9 protein-coding genes are annotated in these 20,181 nt (G+C 67.9%); 5 read left to right on the top strand and 4 right to left on the bottom strand.

Translation table 11 applies throughout. From position 1 onward, the window contains the following. Positions 1–7 precede the first annotated feature (7 nt). The 3 genes from gspF (at position 8) to Q9Q79_RS11445 (ending at position 15,446) form a co-directional block, all read left to right on the top strand. Entirely contained in the window at positions 8–1,207 is a 1,200-nt protein-coding gene (gspF, locus tag Q9Q79_RS11455) for a type II secretion system inner membrane protein GspF (protein WP_043033313.1), read from the top strand. 480 nt (positions 1,208–1,687) lie between these two features. Beyond that, positions 1,688–2,863 (top strand): substrate-binding domain-containing protein, encoded by a 1,176-nt coding sequence (locus Q9Q79_RS11450; RefSeq protein WP_201862547.1) that lies wholly within the window; start codon positions 1,688–1,690, stop codon positions 2,861–2,863. A 199-nt stretch (positions 2,864–3,062) separates the two neighbouring features. Continuing rightward, positions 3,063–15,446, top strand: a complete 12,384-nt coding sequence (locus Q9Q79_RS11445; RefSeq protein ID WP_201862549.1) for a filamentous haemagglutinin family protein — start codon at positions 3,063–3,065, stop codon at positions 15,444–15,446. A gap of 445 nt (positions 15,447–15,891) precedes the next feature. Here Q9Q79_RS11445 and Q9Q79_RS11440 read toward each other — a convergent pair whose 3' ends face one another. From Q9Q79_RS11440 to gspH, 3 genes are read right to left on the bottom strand one after another with little or no spacing between them, the layout of a single operon-like run. Next, complete coding sequence (locus tag Q9Q79_RS11440; RefSeq protein WP_049396080.1) at positions 15,892–16,506, bottom strand: prepilin-type N-terminal cleavage/methylation domain-containing protein; 615 nt, start codon at positions 16,504–16,506, stop codon at positions 15,892–15,894. After that, positions 16,503–16,853 (bottom strand): type II secretion system minor pseudopilin GspI, encoded by a 351-nt coding sequence (gene gspI / locus Q9Q79_RS11435; protein ID WP_171974439.1) that lies wholly within the window; start codon positions 16,851–16,853, stop codon positions 16,503–16,505. Before gspI ends, Q9Q79_RS11440 begins: the two co-directional genes overlap by 4 nt. A gap of 8 nt (positions 16,854–16,861) precedes the next feature. Further along, positions 16,862–17,308 carry a type II secretion system minor pseudopilin GspH gene (gene gspH, locus Q9Q79_RS11430; protein WP_049396082.1) on the bottom strand — a complete coding sequence of 149 codons (447 nt, stop codon included), beginning with the start codon at positions 17,306–17,308 and terminating at the stop codon, positions 16,862–16,864. A gap of 103 nt (positions 17,309–17,411) precedes the next feature. Here gspH and Q9Q79_RS11425 point away from each other — a divergent pair, with 103 nt between their 5' ends. Continuing rightward, positions 17,412–17,873 carry a general secretion pathway protein gene (locus Q9Q79_RS11425; RefSeq protein ID WP_201862551.1) on the top strand — a complete coding sequence of 154 codons (462 nt, stop codon included), beginning with the start codon at positions 17,412–17,414 and terminating at the stop codon, positions 17,871–17,873. Positions 17,874–18,003: 130 nt separating this feature from the next. On the opposite strand, the gene Q9Q79_RS11420 is transcribed toward Q9Q79_RS11425, so the two are convergent. Next, on the bottom strand, positions 18,004–18,339 hold the full coding sequence (locus Q9Q79_RS11420; protein ID WP_024956499.1) for a hypothetical protein: 336 nt from the start codon (positions 18,337–18,339) through the stop codon (positions 18,004–18,006). Between the two features lie 201 nt (positions 18,340–18,540). On the opposite strand from Q9Q79_RS11420, the gene Q9Q79_RS11415 reads away from it, so the two are divergent. Next, positions 18,541–20,157 carry a ShlB/FhaC/HecB family hemolysin secretion/activation protein gene (locus tag Q9Q79_RS11415; RefSeq protein ID WP_044570317.1) on the top strand — a complete coding sequence of 539 codons (1,617 nt, stop codon included), beginning with the start codon at positions 18,541–18,543 and terminating at the stop codon, positions 20,155–20,157. The last annotated feature ends 24 nt before the right edge of the window (positions 20,158–20,181 follow it).

Below are 20,181 nucleotides of genomic sequence, written 5' to 3'. Positions count from 1 at the left end.
GGCCTGCATGGCACTGTTCGACTACCAGGCTGCCAACGCGCAGGGCCGCATCGAAAAGGGCCAGTTGGATGCCGACAGCCCGCGCGGTGCTCGCCAGCTGCTGCGCGGGCGCGGGCTGACCCCTGTGCAGGTGAGTGCGGCGCGCAGTGCCGGCAGTGGCTGGGGCGCTCGCCGGTTGTCCGCCAGCGAGTTGGCCTGGGCTACGCGCCAGCTGGCCAGCCTGTTGGCGGCCAGCCTGCCGCTGGAAGGCGCATTGAGTGCGGTGATCGAGCAGGCCGAACGCCCGCACGTGGCCCAGGCGCTTACCGCCGTGCGCGCCGACGTGCGTGCCGGCCAGCGCCTGACCGTTGCGCTGGCCGCGCGGCCGCGCGATTTCCCGCCGATCTATCGGGCGCTGGTGGGCGCAGGTGAAGACTCCGGTGACCTGGCGCGGGTGATGGAGCGCCTTGCCGACTACATCGAAGAACGCAACGCGCTGCAGGCCAAGGTACTGACCGCCTTCATCTACCCAGCAGCGATCAGCCTGGTATCGGTGGCGATCGTGATCTTCCTGCTCAGCTACGTGGTGCCGCAGGTGGTGACCGCGTTCGTGCAGGCGCGGCAGACACTACCGATGCTCACGCAGATGATGCTGGGCGCCAGCGCGTTCGTGCGCAGCTGGGGCGTGTGGGTAGGGCTCGGCATCGCTGCGCTGGTGGTGGCCTGGCGGTTGGCCCTGCGCAGGCCCGAGCTGCGCCTGCGCTGGGACGCGATGCTCATGCGGGTGCCGATGGTCGGGCGATTCGTGCTGGGTGTGAACAGTGCGCGCTTCGCCTCGACGCTGGCGATCCTGCTGGATGCCGGCGTGCCGCTGCTGCGTGCACTGGAGGCGGCGCGGCAGACCCTGGGCAATGCGCTGCTGGCGCGCTGTGCCGACGATGTGTCCGCGCGCGTGCGCGAAGGTGCTGCGCTTGGTGCTGCGTTGAAGGTACAGAAGGTGTATCCGCCGATCCTGGTGCATCTGGTGGCAAGTGGCGAGAAGACCGGTTCGCTGGCGCCGCTGCTGGATCGCGCTGCGCAGACCATCTCGCGCGAGATCGAACGTCGCGCGATGGCACTGACTGCTTTGCTGGAGCCGGCCATGATCCTGGTGATGGGCGGCGTGGTGCTGACGATCGTGCTGGCGGTACTGATGCCGATCATGGAAATGAACCAGTTGGTGCAGTGATGCGCAACGCGCATCACAGGTAGAGTCGACTGTTAGTCGACCAGCGCGGAGATCGAGTGCATTCAGATCGTTTCCGCGTGCGAAAAGCAGTCGACTAACAGTCGACTCTACCCAGCCGATCCCATCGGGTCGATCCCATCGGGTCGATCCCATCGGGTCGATCCCATCAGGTCGATCCCATCAGGTCGATTCAATTCAGTCGATTCAATTCAGTCGATTCAATTCAGTCGATTCAATTCAGTCGATTCAATTCAGTCGATCGGGCGGCGTCGCTGGAATGTGGCATGGGCCGATTCTCCACACAATCCTCCACACCTTTTTTCGATCTTCCACAGGTTTCTTAAGCGGCCTGTCATCGGCGCGGACCAGCATGGACACGTCGCCGCAGAGTGGGCTGGGAGGCCCTCGGCGGCAGCAGGCGTGTAGTGACCGTTCCTCCCTTGGCGTTTCCCTTCGCAGTAAACCCTTCAGGAGAAGATCATGATCAAGTACAAGACCCTGGCCGCGCTGGTTGCCACCGCGCTGCTCGCTACCGTTGGCGCCGCCTCCGCGCAGACCGTTACCGGCGGCGGCGCTTCGCTGCCGGCCGACCTCTACAAGGGTTCGTCCGACAGCATCCTGCCAGCGAACTTCACCTACGCCGTGACCGGTTCGGGCACCGGCAAGAAGGCCTTCCTGGAAAACAACTCGCTGCTGTTCTCGACCACCGGCACCGTGCACTTCGCCGGCAGCGATTCGGTGCTGAGCAGCACCGAGCTGAGCACCTACACCACCAACTTCAACCAGCCGACCAACGCCAACCGCTACGGCGCGCTGATCCAGGTGCCGTCGGTGGCCACGTCGGTCACCATTCCGTTCAACAAGGCCGGTTCGGCGGTGGACCTGAGCGTGGCGCAGATCTGCGGCGTGTTCTCGGGTGCGATCAGCGACTGGTCGACCATCGATGCCAACCGCAGCGGCCCGATCCAGGTGGTGTACCGCCCGGAAAGCAGCGGCACCAGCGAAATGTTCAGCCGCTTCCTGACTGCGGCCTGTACGGCTGAGAACGCTGGTACCTCGAACCTGGTGGGTGGCAAGTTCGCCATCAAGTCGACCTTCGCCGACCTGTACAAGCGCGATGCCAACGGCAACCTGCCGGCGTTCCTGGTGGCCGCGCCGGCCACCGGTGGCACCTCGCTGTACAACGCTGTCTACGCTGCTGAAGGCCGTATCGGTTACGTTGGCCCGGACGTGATCCCGAGCGTGACCGACGCGACCAAGGTCGCCAAGGTCAAGGGCTTCTCGCCGGATCAGGTGAGTGTGCAGGCGACCCTGGACACCGTCGCTCCGCCGACCGGTACCGCTGCCGAGGACCCCGCCAACTGGGTGCCGGTGTTCGGCAACCCGTCGGCCGGCTATCCGATCGCCGGCTACACCAACCTGGTGATCGGCCAGTGCTACAAGGATTCGAGCGTCGCCACCAGCCTGCGCGGCTTCCTGGCCCGCCACTATCCGGCGACCTACACCGTCGCGTATGAGAAGTCGATCACCGACCACGGCTTCATCCCGCTGACCAAGGCCTGGCGCGATGCGATCCGCAACCGTTTCGTGCTGGCCAGCAGCACTGCCGGCCTGAACAATCCCAGCACCTGCGCCGGCATCGGTCGTCCGCTGTAATCCGCAGCACGGGTTGAATCCTGCTTGACCCGACGCCGGCCCCTGGGCCGGCGTCGCCATTTCCGCGACGGTGCGGCCGCCGCAGTGTTTCGCTGTCGGCTTCGTGTCACGTGAACCGTCTATCAGTGGCAGGGCATGCGTTGCGCGTGCCTCCCCGATCGTCGCCGCAGCCGCGGCCCACCAGGTTGATGAGGTTCCGATGTCGCACCCGCTCCCGTCCGCTGTTCATCCGGCCGCGCCGATGCGCCGCAATCATCCGATGGCGTGGGCCATCGCGGTCGCCTTGGGCAGCATGGTGGCCCCGGTCAGCCAGGCGCAGCAGGCGTTCAGCCCGGGCTGGTTCGCCGAGCGGGGCGCGGCCCAGGGCAGCGCGGCACAGAGCGGCCGGATGCCCAACGGGGTGCCGATCCAGTTCCAGTTGCCGGCCCAGCAGCAGGATGCAGCACGGCAGAAGCTGCAGCAGTCGATCGACAACCTCGGTACGGCTGCGCAGGCGATTGCCCTGCAGCAGCGCCTGCAGGAACAGGCGCGGCAGGCGCGCCGCGAGGCTGGCTTCATCGTTGCTGATGGCCTGGGTAAGGATGGCCTGAGCGTCGACCAGAACCCGCTGACCCGCGGCTGGCTCAATGCGCGCGACGCGATCCAGTCGCAGGGCAGCGACGGGCGGGTGCAGGTTACGGTCGAGCAGACCGCGGACAAGGCGATCCTGAACTGGGAGACGTTCAATATCGGCGGCAACACCACGCTGAACTTCCTGCAGAACCCTGACTGGGCAGTCCTGAACCGCGTCAATGATCCGCAGGCGCGGCCCAGCCATATCCTGGGCCAGCTGAAGGCCAATGGCACGGTGTTCGTGGCCAACCGCAACGGGGTGGTGTTCGGCAACAACAGCCAGGTCAATGTACGCAATCTGCTGGCGGCTGCAGCACGGATCAGCGATGCGCAGTTCCGTGACAACGGCCTGTACAGCCCCGACGCCAGCAGCAGCGCGCTCAGCGATGCATTTGGCAAGGTGATGGTGGAGCAGGGTGCCCGCATCGCGACCCATGAGCCGACCAGCGCGACGCGCGGCGGTGGCTACGTGCTGCTGGCCGGGCACAGCGTGGAGAATGCTGGCCATATCGAGGCGCGCAAGGGCCAGGTGCAACTCGCTGCCGGTGACAGTTTCGTGATCCGGCGCGGCGTGGGTACGGCGACCAATACCAGCTCCACCACCCGCGGCAATGAAATCGCGCCGCGCTTCGTCGCTGGCAGCACGGCGGGCAGCGTACGCAACACCGGTCTGCTACGCGCCCGCGAGGGTGACGTGACCCTGGCCGGGCGCAACGTCGAGCAGGCCGGTGTGGCCGTGGCCAGCACCACGCTGGCGCAGCGCGGCACCGTGCATCTTCTGGCTTCGACCAGTGATGCCGGCAGCAGCGTCACGCTTGCCGATGGAGCCACCACGGCGGTGCTGGTCGAGGACGATGGCAAGGCCACGGTGCTGGATACGCAGCGCAACAGCCTCATCAAGGAGTCGGCAGAGCAGGACGCGATCCGCGCCGGCGCGCGCTCGGCAACCTTCGACAATCTGTCCCAGCACAATGATCGCCGGGACCAGTCGCGGGTGGAGATCGTCTCTGGTGGCAACATCCATTTCAGTGCGGATTCGCTGACGGTTGCCACGGGCGGCCAGATCATCGCCGACGCGGCAGCCCGCAGCTACGTAGACGACGCGGCACGCGTGGATGTTTCCGGCGCAGTGGGCGTACAGGTGTCGATGGAAAGCAACAATGTCCAGGTCAAGGTGCAGGGCAACGAACTGCGCGATGCCCTGGACAACCGCGACAGCGGCAAGCTGACCAGCAGCGAGGTCTGGGTCGACCGCCGCAGGCTGGTCCACGTTCCGGCCGGTACCGGGGGCTACGCGGGTGAGCGCTGGTACGCGGCGGGTGGCCTGCTGGAAGTGGGCGGCTACCTTGACAATCAGGGGCACTCGATCGGCGAATGGGCCGCGCAGGGAGGCACCGTCCTGCTGGGCGGCAGGGAAGTGATCACGCATGGCGGCTCACGCATCAACCTTGCCGGTGGCAGCCTGGATGTGCAGAGCGGCGTGATCCGGCAGAGCTGGGTGCGCGGCGTCGATGGCCAGGTCTACCGCCTTGATGACGCGCCGGCGGAGATGCTCTTCGATGGCCTGTACAGCGGCCATGAAGTAAAGCAGGAGCGCTGGGGCATCACCGAGACCTTCCGTGATCCGATTGTATTCGCGGCGCAGCGTGTCGATAACGGATACACGGTCGGCCGCGATGCAGGACGCCTGATCATCTCCGCACCGACCGCGGTGCTGGATGGAAAGGTTGAGACGGCTACCTTCCAGGGCGCGCAGCAGAACCGCAGGCCGGATACCGCGCTGGAGGGTTATGCGCAGGCGCAGACGGCGGTCGCGCGCAATGCGCAGCTGTACCTGGGGCGCTACGACGGCCAGGGCCGCAGCGGTGTGTTCGGCTCGGATGTGCGCCTGGATGACAAGGCTCGGACGAAGGCCGCGTGGTCGCTGCTGGCCCCGGTCAACGAAGTGCGGCGTGGCACCGTGTGGCTGGATATCGCAGAGCTGAGTGCCCAGCAGTGGGGACGGATCGACCTGGCGACCGCTGATCGCATCCGCATCGACGGCAGCCTTCGGCTTCAGGCAGGCGGACAGCTCAACCTGACCGGCAGCGAGGTGGAACTGGCAGGCGACATCGGCATCGCCGGCGGCCAGCTGTCGGCGGGCAACCTGCTGGATGTGCAGGGCCGGCCGACGGCGCTGCTGCATGATGGCCGCGCGCGCACCGCCATCGCCGACGGCACGCGGATCGATCTCTCCGGTGAATGGAGCAATGCGTCACTGGCGACGCCGCGCGACGCGAGCGGTGCCTGGACGGATGGCGGCCGCCTGAGCCTGGGCAATAGTCATGACGTGGCTGTGGGCGCCGACTCAACGGTTGACGTCGAGGCCGGTGCTGCGCTGGACCTGCGCGGCAAGGCCCATATCGGCAAAGGCGGCAGCGTCAGCCTGCAGGCGAACAGCAGTACGGTGACGACCGACGGCAGTGGCCGGGTGCAACTGGGCGACGGAAGCCGGTTCAGTGGTCGAGGACAGGGGGGTGGTTCCTTCTCGCTGGGGACCGGTGGCCAGGTGCGGCTGGGCGATGCGGACCTGGCGGGCACATCGCTGCGACTGGACCCCGGCCTGTTCGGCAGTGGCTTCGCGCAGTACGACATCAATGGCCACCAGGGTGTGGAGGTGGCCGATGGCGCGCGGCTGGTCGCTGCCCTGCCAGGCCTGCGCCTGACCCAGGACGCGCGGATGGCGACCGACCGGGCGTCCGCACTGGCAGCGTGGGACGCGCCACTGTACAGCGCTGATCCGTCGAGCGGGCGCGTCAGCCAGCGCGCGGGTGCGAGCATCAGCCTGCGTTCGGAGCGCAACAGCGTGGGCGGTGACCTTCGGGTTGGCAAGGATGCACTGGTGGCGGTCGATCCAGGGCAGACGATCTCGCTGCTCGGTGCAGGCAACATCGATGTTGAAGGCACGCTGCGCGCGAAGGGCGGCCGCATCCTGATCGACGATGTGCGCCCGGAGAACGCGCTGTACGCCGGGCAGCGCACCGAACGCACCTGGCGTTTCGCCGAAGGCGCGCTGCTGGATGCCGATGCAGACGCGATGTCGCTGCCCGATTCCAGCGGCCGCCTGCGCGGGCAGGTGCGCGCAGGTGGGCGCATCGAGATTGGCGGGGCGCTGGACTGGGAGACCACCGCATTCGTCGACAACCGACCACCGGAAGCCTTCGTGGTGGTCGAACGCGGTGCGCGCCTGCAGGCGCGGGGCGCGTCGGCCGAACTGGACATCGATGGCCAGGGCCGCGTGCGCGTGGACAGCGACGGCGGGCAGATCGTGCTGCGTTCGGCCAACGCGCTGTACCTGGACGGCGGGATGGACGCGGCCGCCGGTGGTGCCGGCGCACGCGGGGGCACGCTTGGCCTGGCCTTTGGCGGGAGCATCCATGCACGTGGCGCCAGCGACGAGGTACTGCGAGCGCGTGCGATCAGCCTCAGCCAGCACAGCGCACCGGCGCAGCCACTGCCGGCCACATTGGAATATGGCCACGCCGCGTTGTCGGTCGAGCAGCTGCAGGCCGGCGGTTTCGACAACCTGTCCGTGTTCGGTGACATCCGCGCGGTCGGCGACGTCGACCTGCGCCTGGCCCAGAGCCTGCGCATCCACGGCCAGGGCACTTCGAGCCAGGGCATGGCCGTGGATGCCGGGCTATCGTCTGGGCTGCGACTGAGTGCGCCCTACGTTCGCCTGGCGCAGGCACGCTGGCGCCAGATGCCGGGCGAGAACCTGCAGGGCACCGCCGCGGTCGCTTCGTCCGGGCCGGAAGATCACGCGCTGGCGGTGCAGGCCGAGCTGATCGACATCCGCGACGTCACCTGGCTGCCGGGTTTCAAGCATGTGGCGCTGGAAAGCCGCAGTGACGTGCGCCTGACCAACGGCATTGCCAGCAGTGGCAACACCAGCGCGTTGATGACGGCTGGTTCGATGGACGTGACCGCTGCGCGCCTGTACCCCACCACAGGCGCGATCGGCACGCTGGTGGCCGGCGCGTCGGCGCAGACCGTGCAGACCGCTGATTACTGGACCGATCCGGATGCCGTGCTGCGCATCCACGGCACCGGTGCGGACACGAAGCCGGCGCCGGAATCGGCGCTGGGTACGCTTCGCCTGGTGGCCGCCACGGTGCAGCAGGGCGGCAACGTACAGGCGCCGATGGGCACGCTGCAGCTGGGTGGCCTTATCCAGAACGGAACCGTCGGCAGCCGGGTGGAACTGCTGCCAGGCAGCGTCACCTCGACCAGTGGCGCCGGCTTGTCGCTGCCCTATGGTGGCACCGTCGATGGTGTCGACTGGCGGGTCGGTACGCGCAGCCTGGGTTCGCTGACGCCGGCCGGCATCTCCTCGATGGGGGTGACCCTGAAGGCGAATGAGATCGAGGTGGCGCCGGGGGCCCTGCTGGACATGTCCGGCGGTGGTGAGTTGACCGGTGCCGCCTTTGTGTCAGGACGCGGTGGCTCTGTCGACGTGCTGCGAACGGCGTTGGCCGACGCCAATCCGCGCTATGGATTCAGTGCGTCGGGCAACCCGGTGTATGCGATCGTGCCGGGACGCGCCGGGACATTTGCCCCCAGCGGCGAGGAAGGATTCGCCGCACCGGCCGTGGGCCAGCAGATCACCGTGCCGGCGGGCGTGCCCGGCCTGGCAGCAGGCACCTACACGCTGATGCCGGCAAGCTATGCGCTGCAGCCCGGTGCATTCCGGGTTGAGCTGGGCGCCACCGGCACCTCGGGCATCGCGCAACCCATCGCGACCGGTACCGGCACCTGGCGTGTGTCCGGGCAGCAGCGCACGGCGCTGGGCACGGCAATCTCGCCGTTGCTCACCGACATCCTGCTGACCCCCGCCGCAGTAGTACGCCGGCACTCGGGCTACAACGAAACCTCCTACAACAGCTTCGCGCAATCGGTGGCCGACCGCCGCGGCGAGTCGCGTGGCTGGCAGACCATCGATGCGCTCGGGTTGACCCTTGCGTTGGGCGAAGGCGCAGGTCGTGCAGACACGCCTGCCATCCGCTTCGCCGGCACCGCGCGGTTCGGCGCCGCCACCGACAACGGGCGAGGCGGCACGCTGACAGCCACGTTGGCCAGCCCGGCGGTCGGTTCACTGGAGATCGTCGACGGCGGTGCGCAATCGCAGGCGCGTGATCGCGGTGCCACCTTCAGCGACGACGCGCTCAATGCCTTCCTGCCGGCGCGGATGATGATCGGCGGGCAGTTCAACCAGGAGGCCTCGCAGGTGGCGGTGACCGGCCAGGCGCGCAGCGTGGCGATCCGTTCCGGCGTCACCTTGAACGCACCGGAAGTGCTGGTGGCAGCGGCCTCCGGTGGCAGCGGCGTGCTGGTCGAGGCCGGTGCGACCCTCGATACACTGTCGTTCGCATCCGCCAACGCGAATGCCAGCGCGACCGTGCCTTACCAGGTCTCCGGCGGCCTGCTGGCGGTGTCCAACCAGCGCCTGAACCTGATCACCGGCACCACCGGGGTGGAGGCCGGTCCAGTGGCGATCGACATCGGGGGGTGCCAGACGGCGTGCGACGGCCAGACCCGGCTGGTTTCCGATGGCAGCATCGCGGTAGCGACCGATGGCGCGCTGCAGATGCGCGACTCGGCCAGCTATGGCACCCGTCAGCTCGGCCTGAGCATGGCGGCGCTGAACCTCGGCAGTGCCGAAGCGATCGCCCTGGCCGCTGCGGCAGGGGCGCTGCCCAGTGGCATGACCATGAACCAGTCCGTGCTGCAGCAACGGCTGCGCGGCAATGATGCCACCGGCGCGCCGGCGCTGGACACGCTCAGCCTGGTCGCGCGGGACTCTGTCAACGTGTTCGGCAGCGTCGACCTGGACGCGCGCGACAGTGCCACCGGCCGCAGTGGCCTGCAGACGCTCGTGCTTGGTGCGCAGGCCATCCGCGGCTACGGTGCTGCGACTGACCGGGCGCGCATCCTGGTGGACACGCTGGTCTGGGACGGCTCATTGGCGGCGAGCCAAGCGCCGGGCAGTGACGCGTCGGTGCCGCCGGCCGATCCGATGGTGGACCGGCTCGGCGCCGGGCAGCTGGACATCTTTACCCGCCAGCTGCAGCTGGGGCGGGCGCCATTAAGCCGTCCCAGTTCTGAAGTACCTGCGAACCGGCAGGTGCTCGGATTCAGTGCGCTGAACCTGAGTGCTTCGGAGCAGCTGTCGTTCTCCGCGCAGGGCACGCTGGACGTGTTCCAGCAGCGCGGCGACTATCTGGCCGACAAGGGCTGGCAGTACAGCGGTGGCAGCCTGGGTATCGATACACCGCTGTTGACGGCCGATCCCGCCGCGCGGCTGCGCGTGCGCACCGGCGGCGACTTCCGCCTGCAGGGGGGCACCGGCAAGGCGGGTGGCGATGCACTGGGCAGTGAGCTGAGCATCGACGCCAACCGGATCACGCTGGACAGCACGATCGCGCTGGCGTCCGGACGGCTGTCGGCGAACGCACGCCAGGGCATCACGCTTGGCAGCCGGGCCGCGTTGGATCTGGCCGGACGCAAGGCCTCGCTGTACGACGTGGACAAGTTCAGCTGGGGCGGCGATGTCCTGCTGTCCAGCGACACGGGTGACATCCGCGCCGATGCGGCCTCCCGCATCGATGTTTCCGCCCGCAACAACCGCGGCGGACGCCTGACGGTCACCGCAATGGCCGGCCGAGCCGATCTGGCCGGTGTTCTGCAGGGTGCCGCCACTGGTCGCTACGATGCCGGTGGCACGCTGGTGCCCTACGACGGTGGCGAACTGGTGGTGCGGGCACGCCAGCTGCAGGACTTCGCCGGCCTCAACCAGCGATTGACCGCCGGCGGCGTCGTCGGCGGTCGCAGCTTCCAGATCGGTGAGGGCGATCTGCGGATCGGCGACGAAGTGAAGGCGCGCCGGGTCGATATCAGCGTCGATGCGGGCAGCCTGACCGTGGCCGGCCGCATCGATGCCAGCGGCGAGCAGGTCGGCAGCATCCGCCTGTACGCCCGCGATCAGTTGCAGGTGGACGGCACGCTGGACGCGCACGGTACCGGCCTGCGCGTGGACAGCCATGGCAAGATCATCGACAGTCCAAACCGGGCCACCATCACGCTGGGCAGCGCCGAAGGTGCCGTCGGCCTGGGCAGCGCGGCGCAGCTGGACCTGCGTGCGGGCAGCGATGTTACCGTCGGTGGACGTCCTGGCCAGAACGATGGCACCCCGCGCGGCACGCTGAAGATCGATGTGCCGCGGCTGGGCAGCAACGACGCGGCGATTGCCGCGGCCACCGGCCTGCGCATCGATGGCGCGGCCGACATCCAGCTCAATGGTGTTCGCCGCTACGACGATGCGCCCCTGGCAGCCACCGCTGACGTGCGCGGCAACCGCGCGCAGCTGGTCACCCAGCAGTGGCTGGACCAGGTGGTCGATCCGCACAGCGTGGCCTGGATCGATGCTGCGCTGGACAACGCGGATCTGCAGCAGCGCACGCGGGCGCTGGGCGATGTCCGCCTTCGTCCCGGCGTGCAGGTGCTGGCGCGGCGCAGCGACGCCAACCCGGACGGCGACCTGACCATTGCCGGCGACATCGATCTGTCCGGCTACCGCTACGGGCCCGAAGCCAACCGCGCCGATCCATCGCGGCGTGGCTTCGGCGAATCGGCCTCGCTGGTGCTGCGGGCCGAAGGCAACATCAACGTCTACGGCAGCATCAACGATGGGTTCGCACCGCCGCCGTCCACGCCGGATGAGGGTGGCTGGCAGCTGTATGAGGGTCGCAATGGCAGCGCGGGGCAAACCCCCTTTGGCGGCGGCCTGGTGGTGCCGGTGGACGGAGTGAAGCTGCTGCCCGGCACCGAGTTCCAGGCCGGCACCCGCCTGAACTATGACGTGCCGGTCGAATCGGTAACGCTTCCGGTCGGTACCGTGCTGCCCGCGCCGATGGTGATCTCGCAGAACCTGCGCCTGCCAGCGGGCACGGTGCTGGGTGCGGCGGTGACCACCGACTCCGGGCAGACGCTGGCGGCGGGCACCGTGCTGCAGCAGCCGCTGGTGCTGGCGGCCGGTGCGCGCCTGGGGGCCGGCTTCCGCCTGCGCAGTGCCGTACAGATGGCGGCACAGGAATGGCCCGCCGGCGCGACGCTGCCGGTTGCGTTGCGCTTGGCACGGGAAGTCGAGCTCAAGGTGGGCGCGTACATCCCATCGTTGACCAAGGTGGAGTTGCCCGGCAACGGGCCGGTGAATCTGCGGCCGGCCGATGCCGGCGGCAACCAGGGGCACAACTGGGCGCTGGCGCCGATGCTGGCCGAGGGCACCACCTCCTGGGACCTGACCGTTGTTGCCGGTGCCGATACCGGGGCAGCCGACCCACGCAGCCGGCGCTGGGGCAGTGAAGGCAGCGTGGTGCTGGCCGACACCCACCAGGGCTCGATCGGTACGGTCAAGACCGAAATCATCTGGGTGGGTGATCGTGCGTTGACTGAGCGGGCATCGCTGGACTGGATCGGCGACACCTCCTATGCAGGCCGTCCGATTGCGGAGTTGGCCGACATGTTCGGCTTCACCGAAGACGAGTTCTGCGCGATGTCGGCCGACTACTGCGGCCCGGCCCCCCGCCAGGTGGCCGCGCAGGGCTCGCTGGATTACTGGGGCGACGAGTCCTACGTAGGCACCCCTGCGAAGGACTTCGCCGCGATGTTTGGCATGACCGAAGACGAGTTCTGCAGCACGGCGCCCACCTACTGCGCCGGCGGCGGCACGCAGACCGAAGTGACCACTTACGGCAAGCGCGCAGGCACGCCGGCGTGGAGCGTGCTGCGCACCGGCAAGGGGGACCTCGAACTGCTCGCTGCCGGTGATGTCGTGATGAAGTCCGGCTTCGGTGTGTACACGGCGGGCGCTCCCACCACGCTGGGCGAGGGCCGCGACGCTGCCTTCAATTCGCCCCGTGCAGCAGCCCCCAGGAACACCGCACTGCTGGGTCCGAACCTGGTGCCGGGCAGCTATGATGCCGCGTTGGCCGGCTACCAGGCCTGGTATCCCGATCATGGCGGCAACCTGCGCGTCGAAGCCGGGCGAGATATCGTCGGTGACGTCTGGACCGGGCGCGCAGAGTCGGGCACCAGCGAGCGCGACTGGGCGCTGTACTCCAGTGCCGCGGTCGGCAATTGGCTGTGGCGGCAGGGAACCGGCAGCACCACCGGTGTGGAGCCGGTGCCGACCAGCTGGTGGGTGAACTTTGGCGCCTACACCAACGTGTCCGCTGCTGCTGGCGCCTCTCCGCGGATGGTCGGCTTCACCGGCTTCGGTACATTGGGCGGCGGCAACTTGACGCTGGAGGCCGGGCGTGACGCCGGCGTGCGCGATGCGATAGGTGACGCGCTGGACTCGACGATCGCACCGCGCTCGGGTGCGATCATCGCGGCGGTGGGATCGACCGGCCGGGTCAGCGATGGCCAGCTGCACCTGACCGGCGGCGGCGACCTGCAACTGCGTATCGGTGGCGCACTGAATCCGAATCTGCGGGCGACGTTCTCCAGCCTCAATGCCTCCAGGGCGGGACAGAATCTCGATCTCAACGGTACCTTCAGCAATCTGCGTGGCAGCCTGCAGCTGGATGCGGGACGCATCGGTGCAATGGGCGTCACCCTGGAAAGCTACGCGACGCTGGGCCAGCTGCGTGCGGCCGATCTGTTCGCCGCCGACGCCGCTCGCCCGATGGGCGGGCCGGTGCTGGTGCTGGGCGATGCGGTCGCGCAGCTGCAGGCGCGGGGCGATGTGGTGCTCGGCGGCGTCGCCGATGCCGGCCGGGTTCCGCTGGCCAACTACAGCGCGGTGCTGCTGGATGATGGCGCGCGCGCTGCAGGCAGTACGTGGTTCTCCCTGTGGACCGCCAACACGGCCGTGGATCTGTTCAGTGCCGGTGGTGACCTCGCGCCAGGCCTCGCCGGGCCGGAAAACGTGACGGGCAGCAATCTGTGGCGCGAGCAGGTCCAGCTTGTTGTGCGTGGCGGTGATGATCTGCTGAATTACTGGCTCTATCCTTCGCGCTTCAGCGCGATTGCTGCGCAGGGTGACATCAAGCTGGACCGGATCAGCACCACGCCGGGGACGCAGGATGTGATCCTGCTGGCACCCTCGGCGACAGGACGGCTGGACGTCCTGGCCGGTGGCGGCATCTTCGCCCAGCCTGGCGCGACCCAGATCGCGCGCTCGGCCAGTGACGCGCGCCTGCCGGGACCCTTCGACCCGGCATTCATGGCCGAGCAGGGTGATTCCGCAGGCAATGTGACCCGCACGCGGCACAACCTTTCGGTCGACGGCAACATTGCATCGCCGGACGCGTCGCTTCCGCTGTTTGCGTTCGGTCCGAATACTCCGCTGTCCTCCGTGTCTGCGGCCCTGGCGCCGAGCCGTTTCTACGCGGTGCAGGGGGACATTATCGGCCTGGCCACCGGCGCCCGGCGCACGCTGAATCCCAACGCGGGGCAGCGCACGCAGTTGAACTGGTTCGAAGCCGCCGGCGCCGTGCAACTGCGGGCAGGCCGGGACATCCTCGGGGTGTCGATGACCGCGTTGAACACCGCGCCCACCGACATCACGGTGGCGGCGGCAGGCCGCGACATCGTGCATCTGAACGCGACCATCGCTGGCCCCGGCAACACCGAGATCAGTGCCGGCCGCCAGCTGCGCCAGGAGGATGCGGGCAGCATCGTCAGCCTCGGTGGCATCGTGCAGGGCGACACCCGTCCCGGCGCCAGCATCGCGCTGACGGCCGGCAACCAGCAGATCGACTTCGCGGCCCTGCGTGCCCGTTATCTGGACCCAGTCAACCTTGCCGATCCCGCGCAATCGCTTGCATCGCAGCCGGGCAAGGCAGTCAAGGTCTACAACCAGGAGCTGAAGCAGTGGCTGCAGCAGCGCTTCGGCGTGGCTGCCGACGGCGACGGGGCGCTGGCCGCGTTCGATGCGCTGCCGCAGGAACAGCAGCGCATCTTCCTGCGCCAGGTCTATTACGCCGAGCTGCGCGAAGGTGGAAGGGAATATACCGATGTAGAAGGGCCCCGCTTCGGCTCCTACCTGCGTGGGCGCGAAGCCATCGCCACGCTGATGCCGGACAGGAATGCGGCCGGTGCGACGATCGACCGTACCGGCGACATCGTGATGTACGGTGGCTCCGGCGTGCGTACCGAGGCGGGCGGCAACATCGAGCTGATGGCACCGGGTGGGCAGATCGTGATCGGTGTGCAGGGCGTGGTGCCACCTGCCAGCGCCGGCCTTGTCACCCAGGGGCAGGGCGATATCCGCCTGTTCAGCCAGGACAGCGTGCTGCTGGGCCTGTCGCGGGTGATGACCACGTTCGGCGGCGACATCCTGGCGTGGTCGGAGCAGGGTGACATCAATGCCGGTCGCGGTTCGCAGACGACGCTGCTGTACACGCCACCGCGTCGCGTCTATGACGGCTGGGGCAATGTGATCCTGTCGCCGCAGGCTCCCGCCAGTGGCGCCGGCATCGCGACCTTGAACCCCATCGCCGAAGTACGACCGGGCGACGTCGACCTGATCGCACCGCTTGGCACCATCGACGCGGGCGAGGCCGGTATCCGCGTCTCGGGCAACATCAACCTGGCGGCGCTGCAGGTGCTCAATGCCGCCAACATCCAGGTACAGGGCGAGAGCAAGGGCCTGCCGGTGCTGGCATCGGTGAACGTCAATGCGCTGGCCTCGGCCAGTGCGGCAGCCAACAGCGCCAGCCAGGCGGCACAGGATGTGATGCGCAAGAGCCAGGACGAGGCACGGCGCAACCAGCCGTCGGTGATCAGCGTGCAGATCCTCGGCTTCGGCAGTGGCACCAGCGCCATCAATCCGCCGGCGCGTGGCAACACTGCCAACAGCGGCTATGACGCCAACAGTGCCTTCCAGTTCCCGCAGGCAAGTCGCGACGAGGGCACGCAGCGCCGGTAGGTGCCGTCCTTGGTCGGCACACGTTGCTGCCCACCAAGGTCGGCAGTAGATCCACGCCATGCGTGGATGCGACCGGGCCGAAAGAACGAACAGCATCGGGCCAGCCGCCACGGAACGGCAGCGGCCCCAGCCAGGACGGCACCGAAGGCAGGGAGCGGCCATCAGCGGTGAGGACCACCGACACGGCGCCGCCGGGTGCAGGAGAGCACCCGGCGGCAGGCTCGGCAGTAGATCCACGCAATGCGTGGATGGCTGGGCCAGCCTCAGTGCCGACCAACGGTCGGCACCCACAAGGGCAGGCCGGGCAGTAGAAGCCGCTCGGCAGTAGATCCACGCAATGCGTGGATGGCTGGGCCAGCTTCAGTGCCGACCAAGGTCGGCACCCACCAGAGCGGGCTTGGCAGTAGATCCACGCCATGCGTGGATGCTTTGCCTGGAAGAAATCCTAAAGCTCCAGCACGCGCCGGTAACTCAACGGCCCACGCCCATCGCGCAGGCCCAACCGCAGTTCCAGCCCGGTGGCCGGCAGCACCTCGCCTTTGCTCGGTAGCAGCGCCCACCCGGCGCCCGGCTGCCAGGCGCGTACCTCGAATCGCTGCACATCCTGCGCCACCGCGATCCCCCTTGACCGATCCGGTGCGGGCAAGGGGTAGCGATCCGTCGCAGCGCCACTGGCCCGCCACAGCGTGCTTCCCTGTCGCCACCAGCGAACACGTTGCCAGCGCAACCCGTCGCTGCCCAAGCTGCGGGTGATCTCCAGCGCGAAGCTTCCATCCGGATGCCGTTCGCTCACCAGTGAAGGGGGTAGCAGGCGCTGAGGCTGATCCGCCGGGCGCACTGCGCCGTTCATCAGCGCGTCGTCGGCACGCATCTCGATGTCGCGCTGGAACTGCTGCAGCACGCGCAGCGCCGTCGTGGTCTCGGCATCGGCCCGGCGCAGGCGTTGGTCGCTGCTGGCCACGCTGTCGAGCGCACGCCAGCAGATCAGTGCCAGCACGCCCATGATGGTGATCGCGATCATCACCTCGATCAGGGTGAAACCTGCTGCGGAATGCTTCATTGCGCCGCCGTCCACGGCAGCTGCATCCGCGCCAGCGATTGCCGCGGCGCATCTTCGGCCACCACGCTGAGTTCCAGTTGTGGCTGTCCGTCACTCCCTGTGCCGATATGCTGCAGCACCAGGAAACTGCTGCGCCCCTGCACGCAGCGCTGCCGTGCATCCTGCGGCGGCTGCCCGGCCAGGCGCAGCTCCTGCCAGCGGTCCTGCGCACACATCAGTGCCAGCCGACGGTCGCGCAGGCGCGATTGATCATCGGTCGCCACCGCCACCGAACGCATCACCGCCGCCAGCGCAATCGAAACGATCGCCAATGCGATCAGCACTTCGATCAGGGTGAACCCGCGCATGTTCCGCTTCACTGCACGACCTGCAACTGTCCGCTGCCATCATCACGAAGACGCAGCTGGCGACCCTGCAACGACAGCCTCAGCTCCCACGCCACGCCGATCCACTCCGGGCTCAGTTCAATCGGCGTGGTCGGTTGCACCGCGATACCCGCCGGTTGCCATTGCTGCGGACGCAGAAGGTCATCGCGCTGCACGTCAACCCAGCGGGTGCCCTCGCGGCGGCTGAAGCGGTAGCCGGCGGCGTCGGCCTGCCAGCGCAGGGGGCGGCCATCGATGCGCGCCTCGTCGCGCGCCACCTGCAGGCGCTGCGCCAGCCGTTCAGCTTCCTGTCGCAGCTGCCGGCCCGGGTCGAGCAGGCTGCCCAGGCCCAGGCCGATGCCCGCCGTGCAGATGCCGATGATCACCAGCACCACCATCAGTTCCAGCAGGGTGAAACCACGCGGCACGTGCTGCATCGACGTTGCCTCCTGTCCAGGTCGATGCCTGCCAGCGTAGGCCTGCATGATGAAACAAAAGCGTCAGCGGCAGCTGCTAGCGTGGGCAGACACGAACGTGGCGATGGTGCGGAACATGGATGGCAGGTGCTGGGATCGCAATCGCATACTGACCCTGCTGGCGGCGACGCTGCTGCTGGCGGTGGTGGCCTATTGGGGCGTGACCCTGTCTGCGGTGACACCGACGGCGGCGGCCAGCGAAACGCACGCAGAGGCCCCTGCACGCCCCCTGTTCGATGCAGTGGCCAGCCTGCCGCTGGTGCGGTTGCTGTCCCCCGGTGCGGTGCAGACCGAGGTGGTCGTGCTGGGCGTGATGGCCGGCGACCACGCGCCACTGGCGCTGCTTTCGGTGGATGGCCGTCCTGCCGAAGCCTACGTGCCGGGCCAGCGGTTGGGGCCCTGCACGGTTCTCGCCAGCATCAGCGCCAACGCGGTGGAGCTGAACCAGGCGGGGCAGTTGCGCAGCCTGCCGGTGCCTGAGCTGCCGCCGGTGCCGAGCGATGGCATCGTGCTCGCGGCACCGTAGTGCCGAGCCTACGCTCGGCTGCGTCTGGAAGAACAGTCGAGCCTGGCTCGACTCTACAGAATCCTGCCGAGCGATAGCTCGACCCTTCAAATCCTGCCAAGCGTGGGCTCGGCCCTACGGCCGCGCAGGCTCATCGCGCCGGACGCTGCGGTACCACCGAACGACCAAAGGCATCGCCCATGCGCTGTCGCGTGCCTTCCAGGTTGTACTGCATCAGCTGGTTGCCCGGCTGCCGCATCAGCCGTTCGGCCTCCGGCAGTGCCGGTGACTTCGCCGCTTTCGATGCCGGCGCCAACTTGCGTTGCAGGCAGTCCCAGGCCGGAATGCGCTCGCCATTGACCTGTACTTCGATGCAGGGCGCGGCGTCTTCCTGCTTCTTCGCCTCGTCGGCGCGCACCGGGGCCAGCACCAGCAGCAACGCAAGGATGAGGGCAGCGCGCAGTTCCACCATCAGTGATTCACGCATCTCGAATCTTCCGCAGCAATCGACGTTCTGCAATGAAGACGTGTGGAGATGGCAGGGTCCGCCTGCGTGCGTTGCGGTGCCGTCAAAAGATGACAGTGCTGTCACAAAACTGTTGGCGGTTTTGACGCGACGTACACGTCCTGTTGGTAGACCCACGCGCCGCTCCATGGCCCTTTCCTTCGATACGACGCGATGCCTTCGATGACTCCTGTTCCGTGCCGAGCCGTCCGCCTCCCGCTGCGCCTGCATCCGCTGGTGCTGGCCCTGGCGGCGCTGCCGCTGCCGCTGTTCGCGCAGGAGGCGGCGCCCGCGCCCAGCGTGAACATCAATGAGTACATCGTGCGCGGCAACACCGTGCTCGATCCGCGCCAGATCGAACGCGCGGTCGAGCCCTTCCTCGGACCGGGAAAGACCCTGGCCGATGTCGAGAAGGCACGCGATGCGGTCAATGCGCTGTACCAGCAGGCGGGCTACCAGTCGGTCTACGTGGAGCTGCCCGAGCAGCAGGTCAGCGGCGGCGTGGTGCTGCTGAAGGTACAGCAGACACCGATTGGCCAGCTGCGGGTCGTGGGAACGAAGCACGAATCGCCCGAGCGCATCCGCGAACGCGTGCCGGCACTGGCGGAAGGCAAGGTGCCGGACTTCGACCAGGCGCAGAAGGAACTGACCGCGCTGAACGAAGGTGGCCGCCGCCAGGTGATGCCGCTGGTGCGCGAGGGCCAGGTGCCGGGCACGATGGATGTGGACCTGCAGGTCGAAGAGAAGTCGCCGTGGCGTGCCAGCGCGTCACTCAACAACGACCACAGCGCAGACACCGAGAAGCTGCGCCTGAGTGCGTCGCTGGCCTACGACAATCTGTGGAAGCGGGGGCACAGCGCCAACATCGGCGTGTACCTGGCGCCGGAAGATGCAAAGCAGGCCAAGGTGTTCTCGGCCTCGTACACGATGCCGTTCGAAGGCACGCCGTGGAGCCTGGAAGCCTCCGGCTACAAGTCCGACAGCCGCGTGCTGAACGCGGGCGGACAGGTCGGTACCGGCACCGGAACCAATGTGATCGGCAACGGCCATTCGATCGGTCTCAAGCTCAACTATCGACTGGCCGGCAGCAGCCAGTGGTGGCGCCAGCTCAGCCTCGGCGTGGACTTCAAGGACACCGAGGAAGACACGCAGATGGGCAAGGAGAGTCTGAAGACGCCGCTGAAGTACGCGCCGATCACCCTGGGGTTTGTCGGTGTGCGCCAGGGCGAGAAGGATCAGTTGAGTATCAACACGCAGCTGGTGGCCGGTACCCGTCGTCTGTTCGGCTATGGCAGTGATGCCATCGGGTTCGGGCAGAAGCGCTACTGGGCAGACCCCAGTTTCGTCGCGTTCAAGGCGGACGTCGCCAACACGCACACGTTCAGCAGCGACTGGCAGTGGTATGCACGCGGCTCGTTGCAGGTGACCGATGCGCCGCTGGTGTCGGCCGAGCAGTTCGCCGCCGGTGGCATGTACACCGTGCGCGGCTATCTGTCGGCCGAGGCGATCGGCGATTACGGCGGCCTGGCCAGCCTGGAATGGCGCACGCCTGCGTGGTCGCTGTGGAGCGGCACCGACCTGCGTGTCTACAGCTTTGCCGACGCGGCCTACCTGCGCCTGCGCCAGCCGCTGCCCGAACAGCGCGACAAGTACAACCTGGCCTCGGTCGGTCTGGGCGCGCAGCTGCGCCTGGGTGAACACCTGCAACTGCGTCTGGACTACGCCTGGCCGTATGCCGATGGCCCGGTCACGCGCAAGGACGACCCACGCCTGCATTTCAACATCAGCACCAGTTACTGACCCTTCCCTTGAACATGCGTTCTC

It is taken from the genome of Stenotrophomonas sp. a6, assembly GCF_030913325.1.
Classification (GTDB): Bacteria; Pseudomonadota; Gammaproteobacteria; order Xanthomonadales; family Xanthomonadaceae; genus Stenotrophomonas; species Stenotrophomonas maltophilia.
Note: the sequence above shows the minus strand (reverse complement) of the source record. Positions and strands in the feature narration are given on the sequence as shown.